The 16083-nt window shown below is 53.2% G+C and carries 21 protein-coding genes and 1 tRNA gene; 8 read left to right on the top strand and 14 right to left on the bottom strand.

Going from position 1 to position 16083, the window contains the following annotated elements:
• The first annotated feature begins 227 nt into the window (after nucleotides 1-227).
• Nucleotides 228-821, top strand: a complete 594-nt coding sequence (locus tag VMW85_01910) for a VIT1/CCC1 transporter family protein (GenBank protein ID HUT26791.1) — start codon at nucleotides 228-230, stop codon at nucleotides 819-821.
• Here the strand turns inward: VMW85_01910 and VMW85_01905 are convergent, their stop codons facing one another.
• The 3 genes from VMW85_01905 to hypE form a co-directional block, all read right to left on the bottom strand.
• Nucleotides 822-1475 (bottom strand): class I SAM-dependent methyltransferase, encoded by a 654-nt coding sequence (locus VMW85_01905; GenBank protein ID HUT26790.1) that lies wholly within the window; start codon nucleotides 1473-1475, stop codon nucleotides 822-824.
• 17 nt (nucleotides 1476-1492) lie between these two features.
• Complete coding sequence (locus VMW85_01900) at nucleotides 1493-2167, bottom strand: DUF169 domain-containing protein (GenBank protein ID HUT26789.1); 675 nt, start codon at nucleotides 2165-2167, stop codon at nucleotides 1493-1495.
• A gap of 273 nt (nucleotides 2168-2440) precedes the next feature.
• Nucleotides 2441-3487, bottom strand: coding sequence for a hydrogenase expression/formation protein HypE (gene hypE, locus VMW85_01895; GenBank protein HUT26788.1), 1047 nt, complete (start codon nucleotides 3485-3487; stop codon nucleotides 2441-2443).
• Between the two features lie 63 nt (nucleotides 3488-3550).
• On the opposite strand from hypE, the gene VMW85_01890 reads away from it, so the two are divergent.
• The 3 genes from VMW85_01890 (at nucleotide 3551) to VMW85_01880 (ending at nucleotide 5515) form a co-directional block, all read left to right on the top strand.
• Complete coding sequence (locus VMW85_01890; GenBank protein ID HUT26787.1) at nucleotides 3551-4339, top strand: hypothetical protein; 789 nt, start codon at nucleotides 3551-3553, stop codon at nucleotides 4337-4339.
• A 35-nt stretch (nucleotides 4340-4374) separates the two neighbouring features.
• A tRNA-Arg gene (locus VMW85_01885) sits at nucleotides 4375-4451 on the top strand.
• 92 nt (nucleotides 4452-4543) lie between these two features.
• Nucleotides 4544-5515 carry an oxidoreductase gene (locus VMW85_01880; GenBank protein ID HUT26786.1) on the top strand — a complete coding sequence of 324 codons (972 nt, stop codon included), beginning with the start codon at nucleotides 4544-4546 and terminating at the stop codon, nucleotides 5513-5515.
• A 96-nt stretch (nucleotides 5516-5611) separates the two neighbouring features.
• Here VMW85_01880 and VMW85_01875 read toward each other — a convergent pair whose 3' ends face one another.
• Complete coding sequence (locus tag VMW85_01875; GenBank protein ID HUT26785.1) at nucleotides 5612-6115, bottom strand: DUF6790 family protein; 504 nt, start codon at nucleotides 6113-6115, stop codon at nucleotides 5612-5614.
• Nucleotides 6116-6327: 212 nt separating this feature from the next.
• On the opposite strand from VMW85_01875, the gene VMW85_01870 reads away from it, so the two are divergent.
• Nucleotides 6328-6591, top strand: a complete 264-nt coding sequence (locus VMW85_01870) for a SemiSWEET transporter (GenBank protein ID HUT26784.1) — start codon at nucleotides 6328-6330, stop codon at nucleotides 6589-6591.
• Between the two features lie 39 nt (nucleotides 6592-6630).
• Here the strand turns inward: VMW85_01870 and VMW85_01865 are convergent, their stop codons facing one another.
• The 7 genes from VMW85_01865 to VMW85_01835 form a co-directional block, all read right to left on the bottom strand.
• The gene (locus tag VMW85_01865; GenBank protein ID HUT26783.1) at nucleotides 6631-7296 is read right to left on the bottom strand and encodes a 4Fe-4S double cluster binding domain-containing protein; all 666 of its coding nucleotides are present in this window, start codon (nucleotides 7294-7296) and stop codon (nucleotides 6631-6633) included.
• A 136-nt stretch (nucleotides 7297-7432) separates the two neighbouring features.
• Nucleotides 7433-7798 carry a metalloregulator ArsR/SmtB family transcription factor gene (locus VMW85_01860; GenBank protein HUT26782.1) on the bottom strand — a complete coding sequence of 122 codons (366 nt, stop codon included), beginning with the start codon at nucleotides 7796-7798 and terminating at the stop codon, nucleotides 7433-7435.
• Between the two features lie 82 nt (nucleotides 7799-7880).
• Complete coding sequence (locus VMW85_01855; protein ID HUT26781.1) at nucleotides 7881-8519, bottom strand: DUF2284 domain-containing protein; 639 nt, start codon at nucleotides 8517-8519, stop codon at nucleotides 7881-7883.
• A gap of 81 nt (nucleotides 8520-8600) precedes the next feature.
• Nucleotides 8601-8864, bottom strand: a complete 264-nt coding sequence (locus VMW85_01850) for a hypothetical protein (GenBank protein HUT26780.1) — start codon at nucleotides 8862-8864, stop codon at nucleotides 8601-8603.
• A gap of 59 nt (nucleotides 8865-8923) precedes the next feature.
• The gene (locus VMW85_01845; protein HUT26779.1) at nucleotides 8924-9700 is read right to left on the bottom strand and encodes a DNA-formamidopyrimidine glycosylase family protein; all 777 of its coding nucleotides are present in this window, start codon (nucleotides 9698-9700) and stop codon (nucleotides 8924-8926) included.
• A gap of 3 nt (nucleotides 9701-9703) precedes the next feature.
• Entirely contained in the window at nucleotides 9704-10042 is a 339-nt protein-coding gene (locus VMW85_01840) for a thioredoxin family protein (protein ID HUT26778.1), read from the bottom strand.
• A complete protein-coding gene (locus VMW85_01835; GenBank protein HUT26777.1) occupies nucleotides 10032-10952 on the bottom strand; it encodes a TRC40/GET3/ArsA family transport-energizing ATPase in 921 nt (306 codons plus the stop codon). Before VMW85_01835 ends, VMW85_01840 begins: the two co-directional genes overlap by 11 nt.
• 110 nt (nucleotides 10953-11062) lie before the next feature.
• On the opposite strand from VMW85_01835, the gene heR (VMW85_01830) reads away from it, so the two are divergent.
• Both heR (VMW85_01830) and heR (VMW85_01825) read left to right on the top strand, forming a co-directional pair.
• Nucleotides 11063-11845 carry a heliorhodopsin HeR gene (heR, locus tag VMW85_01830; GenBank protein ID HUT26776.1) on the top strand — a complete coding sequence of 261 codons (783 nt, stop codon included), beginning with the start codon at nucleotides 11063-11065 and terminating at the stop codon, nucleotides 11843-11845.
• A gap of 226 nt (nucleotides 11846-12071) precedes the next feature.
• Nucleotides 12072-12851, top strand: a complete 780-nt coding sequence (heR, locus tag VMW85_01825) for a heliorhodopsin HeR (protein HUT26775.1) — start codon at nucleotides 12072-12074, stop codon at nucleotides 12849-12851.
• A gap of 29 nt (nucleotides 12852-12880) precedes the next feature.
• Here heR (VMW85_01825) and VMW85_01820 read toward each other — a convergent pair whose 3' ends face one another.
• The gene (locus tag VMW85_01820) at nucleotides 12881-14353 is read right to left on the bottom strand and encodes an MBL fold metallo-hydrolase (protein HUT26774.1); all 1473 of its coding nucleotides are present in this window, start codon (nucleotides 14351-14353) and stop codon (nucleotides 12881-12883) included.
• Between the two features lie 146 nt (nucleotides 14354-14499).
• Between VMW85_01820 and VMW85_01815 the strand changes: the two genes are divergently transcribed.
• Complete coding sequence (locus VMW85_01815; GenBank protein HUT26773.1) at nucleotides 14500-14817, top strand: hypothetical protein; 318 nt, start codon at nucleotides 14500-14502, stop codon at nucleotides 14815-14817.
• Nucleotides 14818-14833: 16 nt separating this feature from the next.
• Here the strand turns inward: VMW85_01815 and VMW85_01810 are convergent, their stop codons facing one another.
• Entirely contained in the window at nucleotides 14834-15067 is a 234-nt protein-coding gene (locus tag VMW85_01810) for a helix-hairpin-helix domain-containing protein (GenBank protein ID HUT26772.1), read from the bottom strand.
• Nucleotides 15068-15126: 59 nt separating this feature from the next.
• Nucleotides 15127-15804: a hypothetical protein gene (locus VMW85_01805; GenBank protein ID HUT26771.1), complete on the bottom strand. Its 678-nt coding sequence runs from the start codon at nucleotides 15802-15804 to the stop codon at nucleotides 15127-15129.
• Nucleotides 15805-16083: the final 279 nt, after the last annotated feature.

The following is a 16083-nucleotide window of genomic DNA, read 5'->3' as shown; positions in this document are numbered from 1 at the left end:
ATCTCCTCCCGCCCCCCCATAAAGTAGTTCCGCAGGGCGAATTATAAAAAGCATTTCTTTGAAGATTATATAAGGTTTTGATTGATCATCATCATTAATTGTAAAAATCAATGGATTATAATGTTGAACCCATTTCAGATGGATGTGATCGATGGGGCGCCCATCAGCATACGAAAAGGCTTTAGTCCGCCTCTCCCATTACATAATCTCTAAATGGTGATCATCCAGTGGCCAAGAACGACCGCAGAGGCTCCTGGTTCCAGCAGGCCATGAGCCTGCCGGAGACCGGCCCCGCTCTAAGAAGATATTTTATCAATACCATGTTCGACACCACGTTCGTGGTGCTGGGAATCATAATCGGTACCGCGTTGACCGCCGATGCAGAGAGGGGGCTGGTAATCTCCACTATCATCACCAGCTGCGTAGCGCTGTCCATATCCACTGGCACCAGTGTCTACGAGGCGGAAAGCTTGGAGCAGGCCCGGCGATTGGACGAGATAGGGCGGGCCATGCTGCGCCCGGTGGAAGATACCAATCTGGGCAAGGCTTCCAAAGCCAGTGCCATCATCATCGCGGTGTTGAACTCGCTGGCCCCACTCATGGCCTCGGCGATCATCGTCTCACCCTTCCTGTTCATGGGAGGGGATACGCTGGTGGTGGCAGCCGAGACATCCCTGGTCCTGGCCATCGCCATACTATTCGTCACCGGATTCTTCATGGGGCGCATGAGCGAGAGGAACCCTTGGTGGAAGGGCCTCAGGATGGCTGGAGTCGGACTGATCGCCTTCGTGATCTGCTACCTGATCGCTGGAGCGGTGTGATCAGGTCTTCCGAAGCAGAACCTCGTACAGCTTCTTGGTGAAGGGAGGCGAAGGATCGTCAAATTCCTGGATATGAACGATTTCGTAGCCAACTGCCAATCTCCTTATCTTCTCTTCTGAGAAGTAGTGAACCACGAAGCCAATGGGATTCTGCCACATGTCCTCACCCTTGTTCGGCCCTTTGCCGAAGTGCGGATCATGGTCGTTGCGCACTGAATAAAGGTTCAGCCCCCCTGGTTTTAGCACCCGGCGACATTCCTTCAGGATGAACGATATCTCCTTCTCCCACAGTTCCATGGTGAATAGCATGTGCGAGTACACTGCGTCCACGGATGCGTCCGGAAGCGGTATTCCGGCACGCACATCCTGCACCACGCACTCCAAGTTCGGGTCCAAGCACATCTTTTCGGCTCTTTCCCTAATCTGACATATGCCCGATTCAGAGTAATCCAAAGCGATGACCTTGAACCCCTCTCTGGCGAACAGACATGTATCGCGTCCCTGGCCACAGCCTAGTTCCAGTATCTTTCGACTTCCGGACTTCTTGAAGATGTTCACGGCTCGGCGTCCAAGGTCGCTCGGTTCGGGGCCGAAGAAATCGTTCTTGCCGGTATAGGTCAGGTTCCATTGGTTACGCTGGTCCTTTTCGTCCATTCAATTCCCTTCCAGGATTATTTCGCCCTTGATTTCGGGATAGGGCCGGCCCCCATGGCCCTCAATGCGGCCATAATTTCATCAAATCTCTTGAATGGGATCCCGACCAGCATTTCCTCCGGAGCTATGTCGGTGGTCTTGCGGCAACCGAAGCATCCCAATGAGATGTTGGTCTTTCCGCTCACTATCGGCATGATGGTCGAGTCGGCGCAACTGGCCTGGACCGCTCCCATCTCCACCGTGACCCGACCCCCATATTCATAGGTGGAAGAGGCCGGTATGAGCCAGAATACCTGCTCCGGCAAGGCCGTGATCACGACCACATCGGGTTCCAAGGTCGCCTGCCCCAACGGTGCCGCCGCCACCGCGACCACGCTACCCATCGGGAATGCTGGTCTGGCCTCCAATGTCTTTTTGGCCGCAGCAGAATCCTTGTACATGCCCATATTGTAATGGAAATCGCCTGACGCGACCTTTTCTGGAACGGGGACCAGACCCATGGCCGAGGCTCCTACAGGGCATGCTTGCTTGTCCGCCGGAACCAAGAGTTTCTCGCCTTTGCGCGCCCTCATAATAGTCGCACAATGCCTCAGAGGTGTCTCCGGTACAGGGTAATCCGCAGGCATGGCGCTTCGTTCTTTAATAAGGGTGATGGCTACGGGTTCATGTTTCAAGCCCAGGATGTCTTTCATCTCTCGCGCGATGGCGGAATAATTCGACAAGGCAATCGCCTACGAATCAATTACACGACATATAATTATAATTATATGTACAAATAAAAATTATTTATTGTTAAGACATAGATAATATGGGGGAGAATCGTAACCCCGTCATTGAAAAGGATCACCGTCTGAATGATCCATGTTCAGGGGTTAATGACCTGAAAAGAGGCACTTTTATTTGGTAACGACGAAGATATTGCTCATTGAAGATACGCTGTCATAGGCAATGTCATGCGTTCGAGATCAGCAGATGCGCGGGACCGGGTCGCCCACAGGCGGTTCCAATATGCGCCGTCCACCAACCTCAGTTCGCATCATGACGTGTTTCGTGTTCTTGCTGGCCTTCCCGATGATGGCGGCATTCCTGCCATGTTCGTCGGCCCTCAAGGCCTTCAGGACCTCTTCGGCCATTTCCGGAACGCAGGCTATGATGACCTTCCCCTCGTTCCCGATGGTCAATGGATCGAGCCCCAACATCTCACTGGCGTTGCGCACAGCCTCTGCAATAGGGATGTCCTTCTCCACCAGTTCTATTCCGATCTTGGATTTACTGCACCACTCATTGATGGCGTTGGCGAAGCCGCCGCGGGTGGCGTCCTTCATGGAGGTCATCCCTCCTACCCCCAGTAATTTTCCTATCATGTGATTGAGGGGGGCGCAGTCGCTTTGCACCTCGCTTTCGAAGCCGTAACCTTCGCGGAATGAGAGCAGGGCGATCCCATGATCGCCCATCGTACCGGAGGCCAGTATGATGTCCCCATCCCTCACGTTGTCGTCAGTGAGCCAGCGGGAATCGACCTTTCTATAGGACGAGGCGACCTCGAGATTGTGATCCATAGAGGGGTGTCGCTTGCCAATGGCTGAGGCCACCACCACCATCTCGTCTATCGCTCCCTTCTCCATGACCTTGGTGTCCCCGGTCACCACTGGTACCCCGGAGATCTCCGAGTATCGGCCGATGCTTTTCATCACTCTTTCCAAGACCTCGATCTCCAACCCCTCCTCCAGGATCATGGTGTTGGACAATGCCAGGGCCTTTCCCCCCATGACGGCTATATCATTCACCGTGCCGCTGACCGCCAGGGACCCGATGTCCCCTCCGGGGTAGAAGATGGGTTTTACGGTGTGCCCGTCGGTGGTAAAAAGCACACCATCGACCACGGCGGAATCGTCATAGGATTCCAGTGACACCTCGGTCCTTATCTTGGGTAGGAAAGGCGCAATGGACTTGACGATGAGCTCCTGCATCATCTCTCCTCCCGCCCCATGGCCCATGGTGACCCGCTTCATGAACGGCGGAAGAGGGAAACAGATTATTAAGATTACCTAAAACCGATAGGGGTATCGGTAAAGGTGTCAGACCAGACCATGGATGGAAAGGTATTGAACGGGGAGGTTCCAGCCAGGGTCCTATGTCTGGGAGGAGGTAGGATATGCGCCAAGGTGCTGGGCCAGCTGCTCTCGGAGGACTATCGAGTGGCTGTCCTGGACGCAGACGAACATTGCCTGGTGGCCGATCGATGCCGGGTGTGCGGTTCCATCGACGAGCTATGGTACGAGGCTAAACCACTCTTGTTATGCGGGGATGTCATTAGTACGGCCGTAGCTGTTCTGGAAAAGGGAAGCGTTGACCTGTTGGTCCCTGGCATGCCCGGACACACTGCGGGACGATTGGCGATGGCCTGGGGTGGGGGTGGGTTATCGCCCAGGGGCTCTTCTTTCCTGGAAAAGAAATTGGTGGCCAGATTGGGGGGACTAGGCAATGTCACCATGGACCCCGACAACGGGACGGTCCTAATGACACTGAACAAAGGGTCGAAGAAATGCCCTGAGGATTGCGAGCAAAAAGAAATTTGCCCTCTCACCGGGCACTCCCTTGTTGCGAACCTTTACCAGGTGTTAAAAGCCGTGCTGGACGACATGTCGATCGGCCATGCGGTGCTCAGGACGATCAAGGTCGATGCATACGGAGCCATCCTGGGAAAGGACCTGAAATCCCTTAGGAACCTGGTGAAAAGTAGCGAGGTCGGTGATATCATAGCCGTAGCCACCTGTTGCCCCTGTCATGCGGTGATGAACCTGTTCAAGGTATGCCGAACACCCTCTGTGCTGCTTGTTGATGGCGTTCAGCCCCGACAATAGTATTATCTCCCCCATTCCCATATGCGGCAACGGATGGGCCCGTAGGGTAGTCTGGATATCCTTTTGGCCTTCGAAGCCGAAGACTGGGGTTCGAATCCCCACGGGCCCGCCATCATTCTTATCCATGAGCCCGAGGGGTTCAGGGCATACTGCCGGGAAGTGTCCCGGAAACGATTATCATCTCACCACCACATCCACACCACCATGCCAGAACGCGCATGGGATTGGCGTGACGAGAACGTGCCGCGCATCGACGGCAAGACCGTCATCGTAACCGGCGCGGCCTCCGGACTGGGGGCGCACATCGCCAAGTCACTGTCGACAATGGGAGGGGCCGTCATACTGGCCGATATCGATCTGGAAGGGGCTGAGGCCGTGGCCATGGAGATAAGAAGGTCCATCCCAAGGGCGACGCCCACGGCGATGGGATTAGACCTGGGCGACCTGCGCTCGATAGAGCGGTTCGCAGAATGGTTCAGATCAGGGCACATCTCCCTGGACCTGCTCATCAACAACGCTGGGATAATGACACCCCCCTATGGACGGACCAACGATGGGTTCGAGTCTCAGTGGGGAGTGAACCATCTTGGGCATTTCGTCCTCACGGCACATTTACTGGGTATCCTATCGAACACGCCCAATTCCCGTTTGATCACCCAATCGAGCATAGTGCATCGAGGTGGCCGGATCAACTTCAAGGATATCAATTCCGAAAGGTCCTACAGGGCGTGGAGGGCTTACAAGCAGAGCAAACTGGCTACCCTGCTGTTCTCCCGGGAGCTGCACAGGAGGCTGGACCAGATGGGTTTGGGCGCGCCTATCAGCTTGACCTGTCATCCCGGCCTGGTGGACACCCCTCTGTATAGAAACGGAAAACTTATGCGCAAGGGTCTAAAACCATTCATGCACGGCCTCAACGAAGGGGCTATGCCTGCATTGCGGGCTGCTTTGGACCCGAACGCCACCAACGGTGACTACTTCGGTCCCGATGGCTGGATGGAGTTCAAAGGATGTCCCGTCCTGGTAGAACCGCATAAACGGGGAAAGGATAACGATCTGGCTAGGAGGGTCTGGAAGCTGTCGGAGAAGATGACCGGGGTGAACCTCGATGCAATCCTCGAGGCGGCCACGCGTGATCAAGGGGGCGGTGCGACGTTCGATGTCGAACCGCAATAAATGATCAATACTTATTATTCTAAAGAGGACCAGGACGTCGATCAGGTGCTTTTTTTGTCACATCATTGAACGCTTGGATGCCATTATGTGCGATTCTCAAAGCGCGCCTGCCTCCATCAATGCCAGTACGGCCAAGGCTATCAGTATCATCGAAAAGAAGGCGGAGTTGATTATCTTCGCAGGGTTCCTGTTTTCGCTATTCCTCCGGGCGAACTCTACGCCGTGCAGTACGGTGGCGCTTCCCAGATATATTCCATAGGTGAGGAGGCACACAGCACTGGCGATCAATCCGAGATCAAGTGCGACAACGACGATGGCGGCAACACCGATGGCCAGGTTGGAAAAGCCCACTTCTATCTGGAACTCCGGCCGGTCCTGATGCCAACCCATCCGCGCCTGGTCCGATCTGTAGAATATCGAATGCCGGAGGAAGCTGACTATCCCGATCAGGCCGACCAGGGTGAAGCTAGCAATGTAAACAGCTTCTTTCACGTCATCGAACCAGAAGTATATCGCTGCGAACACTCCGAGGGCGGAGATGATAATGGTCAAGTTGAATAGGACCCCCGCGGTCTTGGGGGATGATTCTGATGAGGACATAGGTGAGGAAATTTATAGGTCTTATTTTAAGTATTTACCAACCATTATCATCCAGAGGCATCGGATCTCTGGGTCCGAACGAAGGGATATCTCCCGATCGATCATTTTTTTCCGGTGGCCTTTATAAACGTATAAGAGAAGACCCGGTCCCATGTCCGAACCGTTGATCGACGAAAGTGTGAATATTAAAGAACGAATGAAGGGTCATGGACATGTCCGTCTTGCTAGGACTGACCGCAGGATTCATTACGACCATGGGTTTCGTCCCGCAGGTCATCAAGGGGTATCGCACTGGCAGCATGAAAGACGTCTCTTTGACCATGCCCGTTCTCCTTATGGTCGGTCTTTCCCTATGGCTGCTGTATGGTCTGGTCATACAAGACCTGCCCGTGATCCTCTGGAACGCCGTGGCCATGATATTGAACGGAACATTGGTATTGCTGAAGGTCCGAAGCATTCGGCTAGAACGTGCTTAAAAAAATTGAAGGCACGGGGGTCAGGCCCCCTAATAGGTTTTACTTCTCCGGGAATGAAAAGGGGCATCTAGCTATGCACCGTCCGCAGGCCTTCTCAGGCTTGCTGCCGTCACCGATGAGGCGTTTCTCGTAATCCCCGCATTTTGCCCAGTCTATGACCAGGTCACGGGACTCAGGGTGGTGCTCGAACTCCGGACCCTTTAACACCTTCATTGGACAGTTGTCGATGCAGGCAGTGCATTCGCCGCATTGGTTGTTTATCAAGGCGACCTTTCTGGTAACTGGCATATCGGTCAGCACTGCGCCCATTCTCTGGCGGGGGCCGAACTTCTCGGTGATGAGCAAACCGTTCTTACCGATCCAACCCATTCCGGCCTGTGTGGCGATGGCCTTCTGGGAGATCGGTCCCAGCAGCTTTTCAGGGACCACTCTCTGGGCCGGGTCGATGAAGCGTGCTTTGTAACCGGCAGCAGTCAGGATCTCCACCACCTTTTCTCCGGTGGCCTTGAGCTTCTTGTTGCACATCTTGTAGGCTTCCCGCATCTCCTCGCTGGGCTTGTTCATGGAAGCTTGAACCGCCACCTTGGGTATCTCCGCTGCAAAGGTGACCGCGAAAGGTAACTCGAAGGTTGTAGGGTCCCCGACCAGCAATCCTTTCAACGGGGTCATGTTGGCAAAGCCGACCATATCGGAGCCTGCCTGCATGGCGGCTTCCTCTATTTTAGCATAAAGAGGTTCCATAGAACCGGCAGAAGATCCACCGCTTGTTGTCATGGACTGTCGATTGGTTCGCCTTCGATTTATATATTACCCCTAAAGACCGTGTTCGATTCAGTTTAGATCAGGGTACGGAGGCCTTACCCAGATCGGTCAGGCTATACACCCGCCAGTTCTTGCTTTGACGCCATACGATCATGCCAGCCTTCTCCAGAATACTTAGATGGTAGGACAGTTTGGAATCGCTCAATCCGGTTATATCTTTCAGGACGCAGGGGCACAGTTCACTTCCTCTTAAAAAGTACAGGATGGAGAGCCGCAATGGATCGGAAAGGGCCTGATGCCGCTCGGCCAGGGGCTTCAAGATCGCTTCGTCGGGCATGACGGACCGCAGACCTTCCAGCCCTCCCGCTTCTTTTAGTCCGGCAGCCACTTCCTTGGGCAAAGATCCATTTTTGTCCCCGGACCGACCGTCGCTCTCTTCAGCCATGTCACTAGCGTCCTCAGGACAACAACCGTTACCATCCATTACTATTTTACGCTGAGCAGCCGCTCCTATGCTGTTCGAGGCATCATTCCAGAAGCACCAGGCCTACTGACCTGATGTCTAATCTGATCACCTTGCCATACTGCATATCCTGGCAGGGTATGGTGCTCAAGGACCACCCCACCTTCCTTGCGGTGGCGAAGACGTCCATGCCGGCCGCCTCCATGCTCGGGCGGACCAGGTCCATATGCCGGCATTTTCGACGCACGCTCTCGTCCACCGACCCTTCGCTCTCCTCGGCCACGCAATGCTCGCAATATATGCATGGGTAGGCCCCAAAACCGAATGCCTTGTAGTACCCATCATAGAAGGCGGTCTTCTCTAAGAGGTGTACCGTCTTGTTCACCCAGAGTATTAGATCTCTATACCAAGGGTGGAAATCCTCGGGCACGTCCTCCGGCCGGGCATTCTCCCTTCCCGGTATTCCGTCAAATCTGAGCAACAAGGCGTGATCGTACTCGGCTAACATCCCGCGGGTCTCCTCGGGGTCAGGGGCGTATGGGGGGCAGGAGAGGTGTTTAGCGTACCCTTTGCATCCGTAGCGGCATTTGAACCTGACCCAGTCAGCCACCACCACTTCGTGCGCGCTTAGGGGGGCGGCAACAGCTCCGTGCCTTCTGGCGATATCGCCTAACTTGGTGATCTCCTCAGATGGTGTTACCAACTACATCACCTATTGAAACACTCCTTTCGAGCGGTATTAAACATGTGGTGTGCGCGGGGTCAACGGTCTCGATCAGAACCGTCAAAAGATGTCCAAGACCCTTACGTACCGGTACAGGAGATAGATGACCAGTCCATAGGCCAGCCCACGAATGATGAACACCGCGGGTTCCAGATCGCTCGATATCCCTATCAGCACCAGGGCGTGGGACAACCCGAACAGTCCGAAGACCAGGGCCAATATCATTGGTAGCGCATGCCGGCTCCGTCGGTAGCCCAATAGACCAATGGCCATGATGACCAGACAAAGTAAGAGATTTACTATAGTGACCAGACTTTCGTCCATTCCCCACCGAGCATTACAACAATCTTTATGCTATAAAAAACTCATTTTCTTCAATTCGCTTATTTTAATAGACAAAAGGGACAGTAGATCGTGGTCCGACCTCCGACCTTTGCCGATCTAAGCTCCTGGCCGCATCTGGGGCAAGGTCCTCCCCTATTCCTCTGTCGAAGCAGATAGTCAGCAGGAAACCTTTCAAATTCGGTCCCTGCCTCGATGGCGGTACCAAGCACCTCTCGCATCCTGCTCCACGCTCCCATCAGCCGGTCCTGTGGGATCTGAGACGCCAATGCCATAGGTGCTAGCCTTTCTTGGAACAACACTTCGTCGGCGTAAAGGTTCCCTATGCCCGCGACCACCTTCTGGTCTAACAGCACGGCCTTGATGGCCCTCCTTCTTCTGCATATTCTACGGTGAAATTCCCCCTCTCCGATGCTGAGCGCATCCGGTCCCAATCCCTTCTGCGAGACGAACGTCATGACATTTTCCACGACCTGAAAGCGTCCGAACCGTCGCGGATCATCGAAAATGACCCGGCCACGGTCTAGATCCAGGACCATTCTTTGATGGGAGGTCTCCCCTCCGCATCTGAACGGGTGAAGGCTACCGCTCATTCCCAAGTGTATGCGCAAGGCTCCGTGATCAAGCAGTAGAAAGAGATGCTTTCCATGGCGGTCGGTGCCTACGATGAGCCTTCCCTCCAGGCGGGAACTGAACTCCTTGGCGTTACCGCCTACCAGCATCTTCAGGTCCAAAGCATCGGCCCTCACGATCCGCTGGCCGACCAGTTCCTCATGCAACTGCCGACGGGCGGTCTCCACCTCCGGCAGTTCCGGCATGTCTCACCACATGATCAGGGACTGGTCATTTGCGGCTTCCATCATCACTTCTTTCAGCTTTTCCAAGGTCGGCACTCCGCCGTAGAGCTTCAGGCGTTCGTTGATGAAAAGAGCAGGCGCGACGGCCGAACCGTACTTTTTGAACAAAGGCTGGATCTCTGCTAGGTAATAGTGTTGGACGCCCAATTGCGCTTCTGTTGCAGTGATCAAATTAAGGTCTGCCTCCAATCCGGTCTCCTGCAAGGCCTGTTTCAACCTATCCACGTACTGCTTGTCGTAGGCTGCATACTGGGGGTGGCAGCAGGAAACGGAGAAGATGGTCAACTTCAATTTATTCGCCATACAGACCTCTTCCCACCCGTCTCAGAATGTCCATCCCATAAACGTCGGTGTCGAGAAGAGGCACTTCCTTGCGGGTTATGGACGAGAACCGTTCCTCGATCTCTTTCAGGTACTTGTCCTGTGTTGCCCTTCTCCTTTCTAAGAACCAGTTGCCCTGAAGGACCTCCTTGGGGATGACCTCGTTGATGATGAGCGAGCGCACCTTGATGCCGAAACCCGAAAGGTCCTCGATGGCTCTGGCGGTCTCCTCGATGGGCAGCTTTTCCGGCAGCAGCACTAGGTTGAAGGCGGAGATGCTGGTGTCCGAAAGCCCTTTGACCGAACGGTCGTAACGGGCCTTCTCAACTTCCAGATCGGCCACCATCTGCTCATCGTAAACGAAGCCCAAAGCTTCCGACAGCTCTCGACGATTCTTGATCTGGTTGGAGATGTATCCCGACCAGTCGAAAGGCATGGACAGCTCTCTTAGGGTGTGACCTGTTGGTGCCGTATCGAAGACCACCTTGTCATGTTCGGTATCCTCGAAGAAGCTGACGAACTGGTCGAAAGCGGCGATCTCCTCAGTGCACGGTGTGGATAGCAGTTCACTGCCGAACATGGTGGAGAAGCCCTGCATCATGCCCTCCAACCTGGTCTGGAAGACTCCCATGGCCTTCTTGGGGTTGATGTTCAATCCGCACAGATTGCGCTCCGTACCGATCTTGGTTATCTCCGTCTCACCGATATGCTGGCCATAAATGGCCGAGAGGCTGATGGTCGGGTCGGTCGCTACGATCAGCGTCTTGTATCCGTGATCGGCGAGCCAGGTTGCAGTGGTCGCGGCCATGGTGGTCTTGCCTACCCCACCCTTTCCACCATAGAACAGGAACTTCTTGGTCTCTATGACCTCTCGTAGAATGTTCTCTTTCATAACAATCGACAGTGTGAGGGGAAAGTACATTAATATTATTTTTGAAAGGGACTCACTTCAGAAACAAGTCATTTAAATACGCTGTAAATCCTATTTTATGAGGGGTTTCTATGGCAGAAGCCGATACAGATGATACTAAATTCAAAAAATTGAGGAACTTCAATGCTATAATGGGCTTGTTCCATTTCATCCAAGCGTCCTTGATGTTGTTGGTCAGCAATTCCGTTTCCATCAACATCACATCCAATTTCCTTTTCTACGATGAACTGACCGAGACGCTGATGAACAAGACCGATGTGGTATACAGCTTGCCGATCGGCCCATCCGTGGCGGCCTTTCTGTTCATATCCGCTATCGCCCATTGGTTGCTGGCTTCGCCCTGGCTCTATCCTTGGTACGTGAGGAACCTGAAGAACCACATCAACTATGCCCGATGGATCGAATATTCGTTCAGCGCCTCTTGGATGCTGGTCATCATCGCCCTGCTGGTGGGCATATTCGACTTCGGGGCTCTGCTGCTCATATTCTTCTCCTGCATGGTCATGAACCTCTGCGGGATGCTCATGGAGAGGAGGAACCAGGACCGGGAAAAGGTGGATTGGACCCCATTCTACGTCGGATGCATCGCCGGACTCGTTCCCTGGGTGGTCATCATTTGGTATTTCGTAGGTGCCATCGCTCCCTACTCGGACACCATACCCTCATTCGTCTACCTTATCATCGTGTCCTTGTTCATCACGTTCAACATCTTCCCGTTGAACATGGTATTCCAGTACCGGAGGAAGGGCAAATGGGCCGATTATCTGGTCGGAGAGAGGGGGTACATAATCCTGTCCCTGTTCGCCAAGAGCATATTGGCTTGGCAGGTGTGGTCTGGCACCCTGAGGGGTTGAAAGGTAGCGAACGATAAGGGGGCTTCGGCCCCCAATTTTCTATTCCCACTGATGCTGGTCAATGATCTCCGAATGGACCATCAGCCTGTTTTCTCCGCTTTAGATGTTTTAAAGGGAATGGTCTTAGCCAGTTCGTATCAAAGGATTAATAATACTTGCCATTTCAATAGATTTATTAGAATTTATTTATACCAATTGAATGCATGATATTCTTAGAGGGGTTATCGTGGATAGTAATGATATTGATAACGTCAAGTTCCAAAAATTGAGGCGCTTCAATGCGGTGATGGGGGCATTCCACTTCATTCAAGCAGCGATCATGTTGGCAATCGCAGATTACAGTGTAAAGATGGTCTTCACGACCTCGTTCATAGATGCGGCGGGGGGTTTCCCGCCGAGAGGCCCCGGAGCTGCGCTCGAGCTCTTCTCCGTGCCGCTTGGTCCCATGGTTGCGCTATTCCTGCTCATGTCGGCGATCGCTCACTTCTCGATCTCGACCTTCGGCTATAAATGGTATGTAAAGAACCTGAAGATGAACATCAACAAGGCCCGCTGGTTCGAATATGCGGTTTCTTCCTCGTTCATGCTGGTGGTCATCGCTTGGCTGTGTGGCATGTTCGATTTTGTATCCATCATGCTGTTGTTCTCGCTGAATGCCTGCATGAACCTGTTCGGGTACATGATGGAGCTGCACAACCAGAACACCAAGAGAACCGATTGGACCTCGTTCATATTCGGGTGCTTCGCCGGTCTGGTCCCATGGATCGCTTTAGTGATGTACTTCACCGGTGTCAGAGGTGGATCGCCCCCAGCCTTCGTTTACGGTATTTTCATTTCCATAGCCTTCTTCTTCAACATATTCGCCATAAACATGATATTGCAATATAGGAAGAAGGGGAAATGGCAGGACTACCTCTATGGGGAGTACATCTACATCGTGCTCAGCCTGGTGGCCAAGACCGCGTTGGCATGGCAGGTGTTCGCCGGGACCCTGGTGGGAAATTAGACCGTTCCAAACATTTTCCCTCTCCCTTTTTATTCCGAGGTATATCGTCGAACGTTCCCGTGCTGTACCAATCGGCCGTTCTCGAGCACGGAGATCGCCCCGTGTCCACTGCAGACCAGGCACTTTCGGCCATCGTTCCTGGCCGATTCCACCTCATCGATCAGTCGCAGCAGACCCTTGCGTTCCTTGGAGGCCTTCACGCTGTCCACGTTCACCGTGGTCATGAGGTTCTTGGCCAGTGTGGCGAACTCCTTGCGCTCTTCGGTCAGGCTATCAAAGTTGATCAGACTATCACCGGTGAAAATTACGAGCTGGGTGGGAAGGAAATAGAACACCTGGCCCTGTGTATGTCCGCCGAACCCTTCGAGGACCTCGCATCCCATGCCAGCCACATCCGTTCTGGCCAATATGGTGAAGTCGCCCCTTTTTCCTAATGCTTCGGTGTGGAACGTCCTAGGCTCTTCGTTCACGGAGAAAGCGGAGAAGAGATTGATCAGTTTGGTGTAGATCTCAGCCAGTACGGACCCTTCGCTCTCCGAACCATAGGCTCGGTTGGACTGTCGTATCACTTCCACCGTATCAGGATGCATCCAGACCTCCGCGTTCAACAGTCCGGCAGAACCGGAGTGATCGGCATCTCCGTGGGTTATGAACGCCTGACGTACCATGCCCATGCCGCCCCATCCCTCTCTTTCCATGAGCAGGTCCAGATCACGGAAGTATATTCCGAAGCCGGTATCGATTATGGTCACGTCCGCCCCCTTCAACAACAGGTAGGAGTTACCCCCGCAAGGCATCTGCACACAGAGCAATCTCGCTCCCTCCAGGTCCAGCTCCTGCAGGTCGGCGTAAAAGCTCTTCCCACTGGTCATCTTCAGGTCCTTCCCGCTACGCAGGACGTCCGAGAAGACCTGCTTGGGGTCCTTGCCCATGTTCATCAGTTCCTGCGCAACGTGGTTGATATCGGACAGCAATCTCAACAGGAACGCATCTTCAGCATGTCCGAGCAGTCCCCGCAGCTCCTGGGCGAAGCGAATGTAGAACACCGTGTCGTCCAGGTGCTGACCAGTGGTATCATATTCCAATATCTCCAACGGATAACGGGACTTGAGGTCCTCCAGGAGATGGTCCACCATCTGGGCCTTCTCCACCGTCAGAGAAACGGTCAGACGCTCCGGGTGTTTGCCGCGATCATCGAAGTCCAATAGATCGATGTTGCACTTTGCGGCGGTCGTGTAATTAAGAAAATCGAACAACGCGCCACTGCTGTTTGGTAATATCACCTGGAACTTGAGAAAGCTGGGAACCATCATTTGCCCCTGAAGGTAGCCAATGGCATCCAGCTCTGTCTTCATGGCCAGGTACTCTTCGTCGGAGCAGCGGGCTTCGAAGAACACAGTATAGGGGTCGATCCTCTTGTCGTATTGGATCCGGTCGATGTTCCCACCGTGCCGTTTGACGATCTCGGCCGCCCTATGCAATGCCCCCGGTTCATCAGGCATCTTGGCAACGAAATAATGGCGCTGCATCGGGATGGGAGAACGCTAGAAACGCCTTATACCTTGGTCTACAACTCGCCGAGATCGATGTTGACCACCAGGTCAACGATATGGCGGGGTTCAAACAATGATAGACGAATGATATTAACATGCCCGAGCACCCTGCTGTCAGGCGTCTCTTGGCGGCCGCCATCGTTCTCGTGATCATCATGGCAAGCCTGGTGATGATATTCTCTCCGGTGGATGAAGAATGGCCCCAGGGTGATATGCCTACCTTCGTCAGCGAATCACAGATGAGGAGATATCCAGCGGAGCGCCATGAGAGCCGTGGTGACCTATTCCCGCAACTGACCGACGAGGCAGGAAGTACTGACAACCACCGATCTAGACAATCCGGGGCTGAGACGGCCGAGGATTGGGAGGGGCAAGAGGAAGTGGGGGAGCACTACATCGAATGCCAGATATGATCGGCCGCAGGCATCCCTACTTCATCTTGGCGGCCATGCTGACCGCCACCTTGAACTGGTTTAGCATGCATGGCTCGACATAATAGCCCTTCATGGTGCGTAACTCACCATACATATCTTCGGGGGACCTATCCACCAGTTCCTTGACCGATCTTATACCTAGAAGGTACAATGGTTCCGCTACCTTCTCTCCCACGATGGGGATGCTGCGCAGTTCCTGCATGATCGATTCCTTATCATCCATATCCATCGTTAAAAGATGGCAGCGCCTACGATATAATCGTTTTCGTGTCACGTTCCTAGCAAAGATCAGGGACGCAACTGGGAGGCCCGGCGTAATATCCCCTTGAAAGACTCCGCCATCTGTCCATCCTCCAGTCCGCCCATGAATAGGTAGCATAGGGTGAAGGCGAAATAAGGCGCTAGGTAGTGCCAGTCGAAAGGCATGATGACGATCAACAGTACCAGGGCCAGATCGCTGAAGGGTCGGTAGTGCAGTATATATTCTGCCACCTGCCCCAGACCTCTTCTGTGAGCGAAGGAGTCCGCAATCTCATCGATCGCCCCGGCAATGAGGAAGATCACTATGGGTATGGGCAACAGCTCCGCCCCCCAGATCAATGCTCCAACTATGAAGGTGGCCAAGGCCACCATCGTCCCCGTCAGGAAGCTCCAGTTATCGATCTTTTTAGTGAGCACCAAACTAATGAGCATGGCCATGAAGAACGCGGTCGAGAATCCTCCGTCTATGATCATGCTCGCGCCCATAAGGAGTCCAGATAGCACAGCCAATATCTTGGCCATGGTGATGGACCCCATGTCTTCATCGTAGACCTGATCGATATATTTTATAGCCCCTCCCAGAAATGCATAGGTAGCAACCAGGAAGGCTAGGTTAAGGAGGGCTAACTCTTCCCCCACGGCGAACATCTCGAACGTTGTAAAACTCTCCTGATCGTTAGCCCGATTGGGCGGCATCAGTATCATTTGGTTAGATAAGCGTTTTGTAATTAACAATGATTAATTAGGACAATTTTCGACAATCAACGAAAAAATCAATCAATAAAGTGGTGATATCTAATGTATTGCCTACATCATTACAAATATTGTCGAATTGAAATTTTTTCTAACTGGATCGATATCTCTTACTTAACAGCCTAAAATCTCGCACTTTTGTTATTTAATATTATATTCATGATAATAGGAACGTGGTATGATGATATTCCTTAGGTATATCCTACCCAATTATTTCTCTCATCCCCAGCA

This window comes from Methanomassiliicoccales archaeon, assembly GCA_035527755.1.
In the GTDB taxonomy this organism is placed as follows: Archaea; Thermoplasmatota; Thermoplasmata; order Methanomassiliicoccales; family UBA472; genus UBA472.
Note: the sequence above shows the minus strand (reverse complement) of the source record. Positions and strands in the feature narration are given on the sequence as shown.

Excerpts from the sequence above, each read along its gene's own strand:
- VMW85_01815 (HUT26773.1), top strand. The coding sequence starts at position 14,500 with ATGCCCGAGCACCCTGCTGTCAGGCGTCTCTTGGCGGCCGCCATCGTT.
- VMW85_01810 (HUT26772.1), bottom strand. The coding sequence starts at position 15,067 with ATGGATATGGATGATAAGGAATCGATCATGCAGGAACTGCGCAGCATC.
- VMW85_01905 (HUT26790.1), bottom strand. The coding sequence starts at position 1,475 with ATGGACGAAAAGGACCAGCGTAACCAATGGAACCTGACCTATACCGGC.
- VMW85_01820 (HUT26774.1), bottom strand. The coding sequence starts at position 14,353 with ATGCCTGATGAACCGGGGGCATTGCATAGGGCGGCCGAGATCGTCAAA.
- VMW85_01850 (HUT26780.1), bottom strand. The coding sequence starts at position 8,864 with ATGGACGAAAGTCTGGTCACTATAGTAAATCTCTTACTTTGTCTGGTC.
- VMW85_01805 (HUT26771.1), bottom strand. The coding sequence starts at position 15,804 with ATGATACTGATGCCGCCCAATCGGGCTAACGATCAGGAGAGTTTTACA.
- VMW85_01870 (HUT26784.1), top strand. The coding sequence starts at position 6,328 with ATGTCCGTCTTGCTAGGACTGACCGCAGGATTCATTACGACCATGGGT.
- heR (HUT26776.1), top strand. The coding sequence starts at position 11,063 with ATGGCAGAAGCCGATACAGATGATACTAAATTCAAAAAATTGAGGAAC.
- VMW85_01835 (HUT26777.1), bottom strand. The coding sequence starts at position 10,952 with ATGAAAGAGAACATTCTACGAGAGGTCATAGAGACCAAGAAGTTCCTG.
- VMW85_01865 (HUT26783.1), bottom strand. The coding sequence starts at position 7,296 with ATGCAGGCAGGCTCCGATATGGTCGGCTTTGCCAACATGACCCCGTTG.
- VMW85_01840 (HUT26778.1), bottom strand. The coding sequence starts at position 10,042 with ATGGCGAATAAATTGAAGTTGACCATCTTCTCCGTTTCCTGCTGCCAC.
- VMW85_01845 (HUT26779.1), bottom strand. The coding sequence starts at position 9,700 with ATGCCGGAACTGCCGGAGGTGGAGACCGCCCGTCGGCAGTTGCATGAG.
- VMW85_01900 (HUT26789.1), bottom strand. The coding sequence starts at position 2,167 with ATGAAAGACATCCTGGGCTTGAAACATGAACCCGTAGCCATCACCCTT.
- VMW85_01880 (HUT26786.1), top strand. The coding sequence starts at position 4,544 with ATGCCAGAACGCGCATGGGATTGGCGTGACGAGAACGTGCCGCGCATC.
- VMW85_01860 (HUT26782.1), bottom strand. The coding sequence starts at position 7,798 with ATGGCTGAAGAGAGCGACGGTCGGTCCGGGGACAAAAATGGATCTTTG.
- VMW85_01875 (HUT26785.1), bottom strand. The coding sequence starts at position 6,115 with ATGTCCTCATCAGAATCATCCCCCAAGACCGCGGGGGTCCTATTCAAC.
- hypE (HUT26788.1), bottom strand. The coding sequence starts at position 3,487 with ATGAAGCGGGTCACCATGGGCCATGGGGCGGGAGGAGAGATGATGCAG.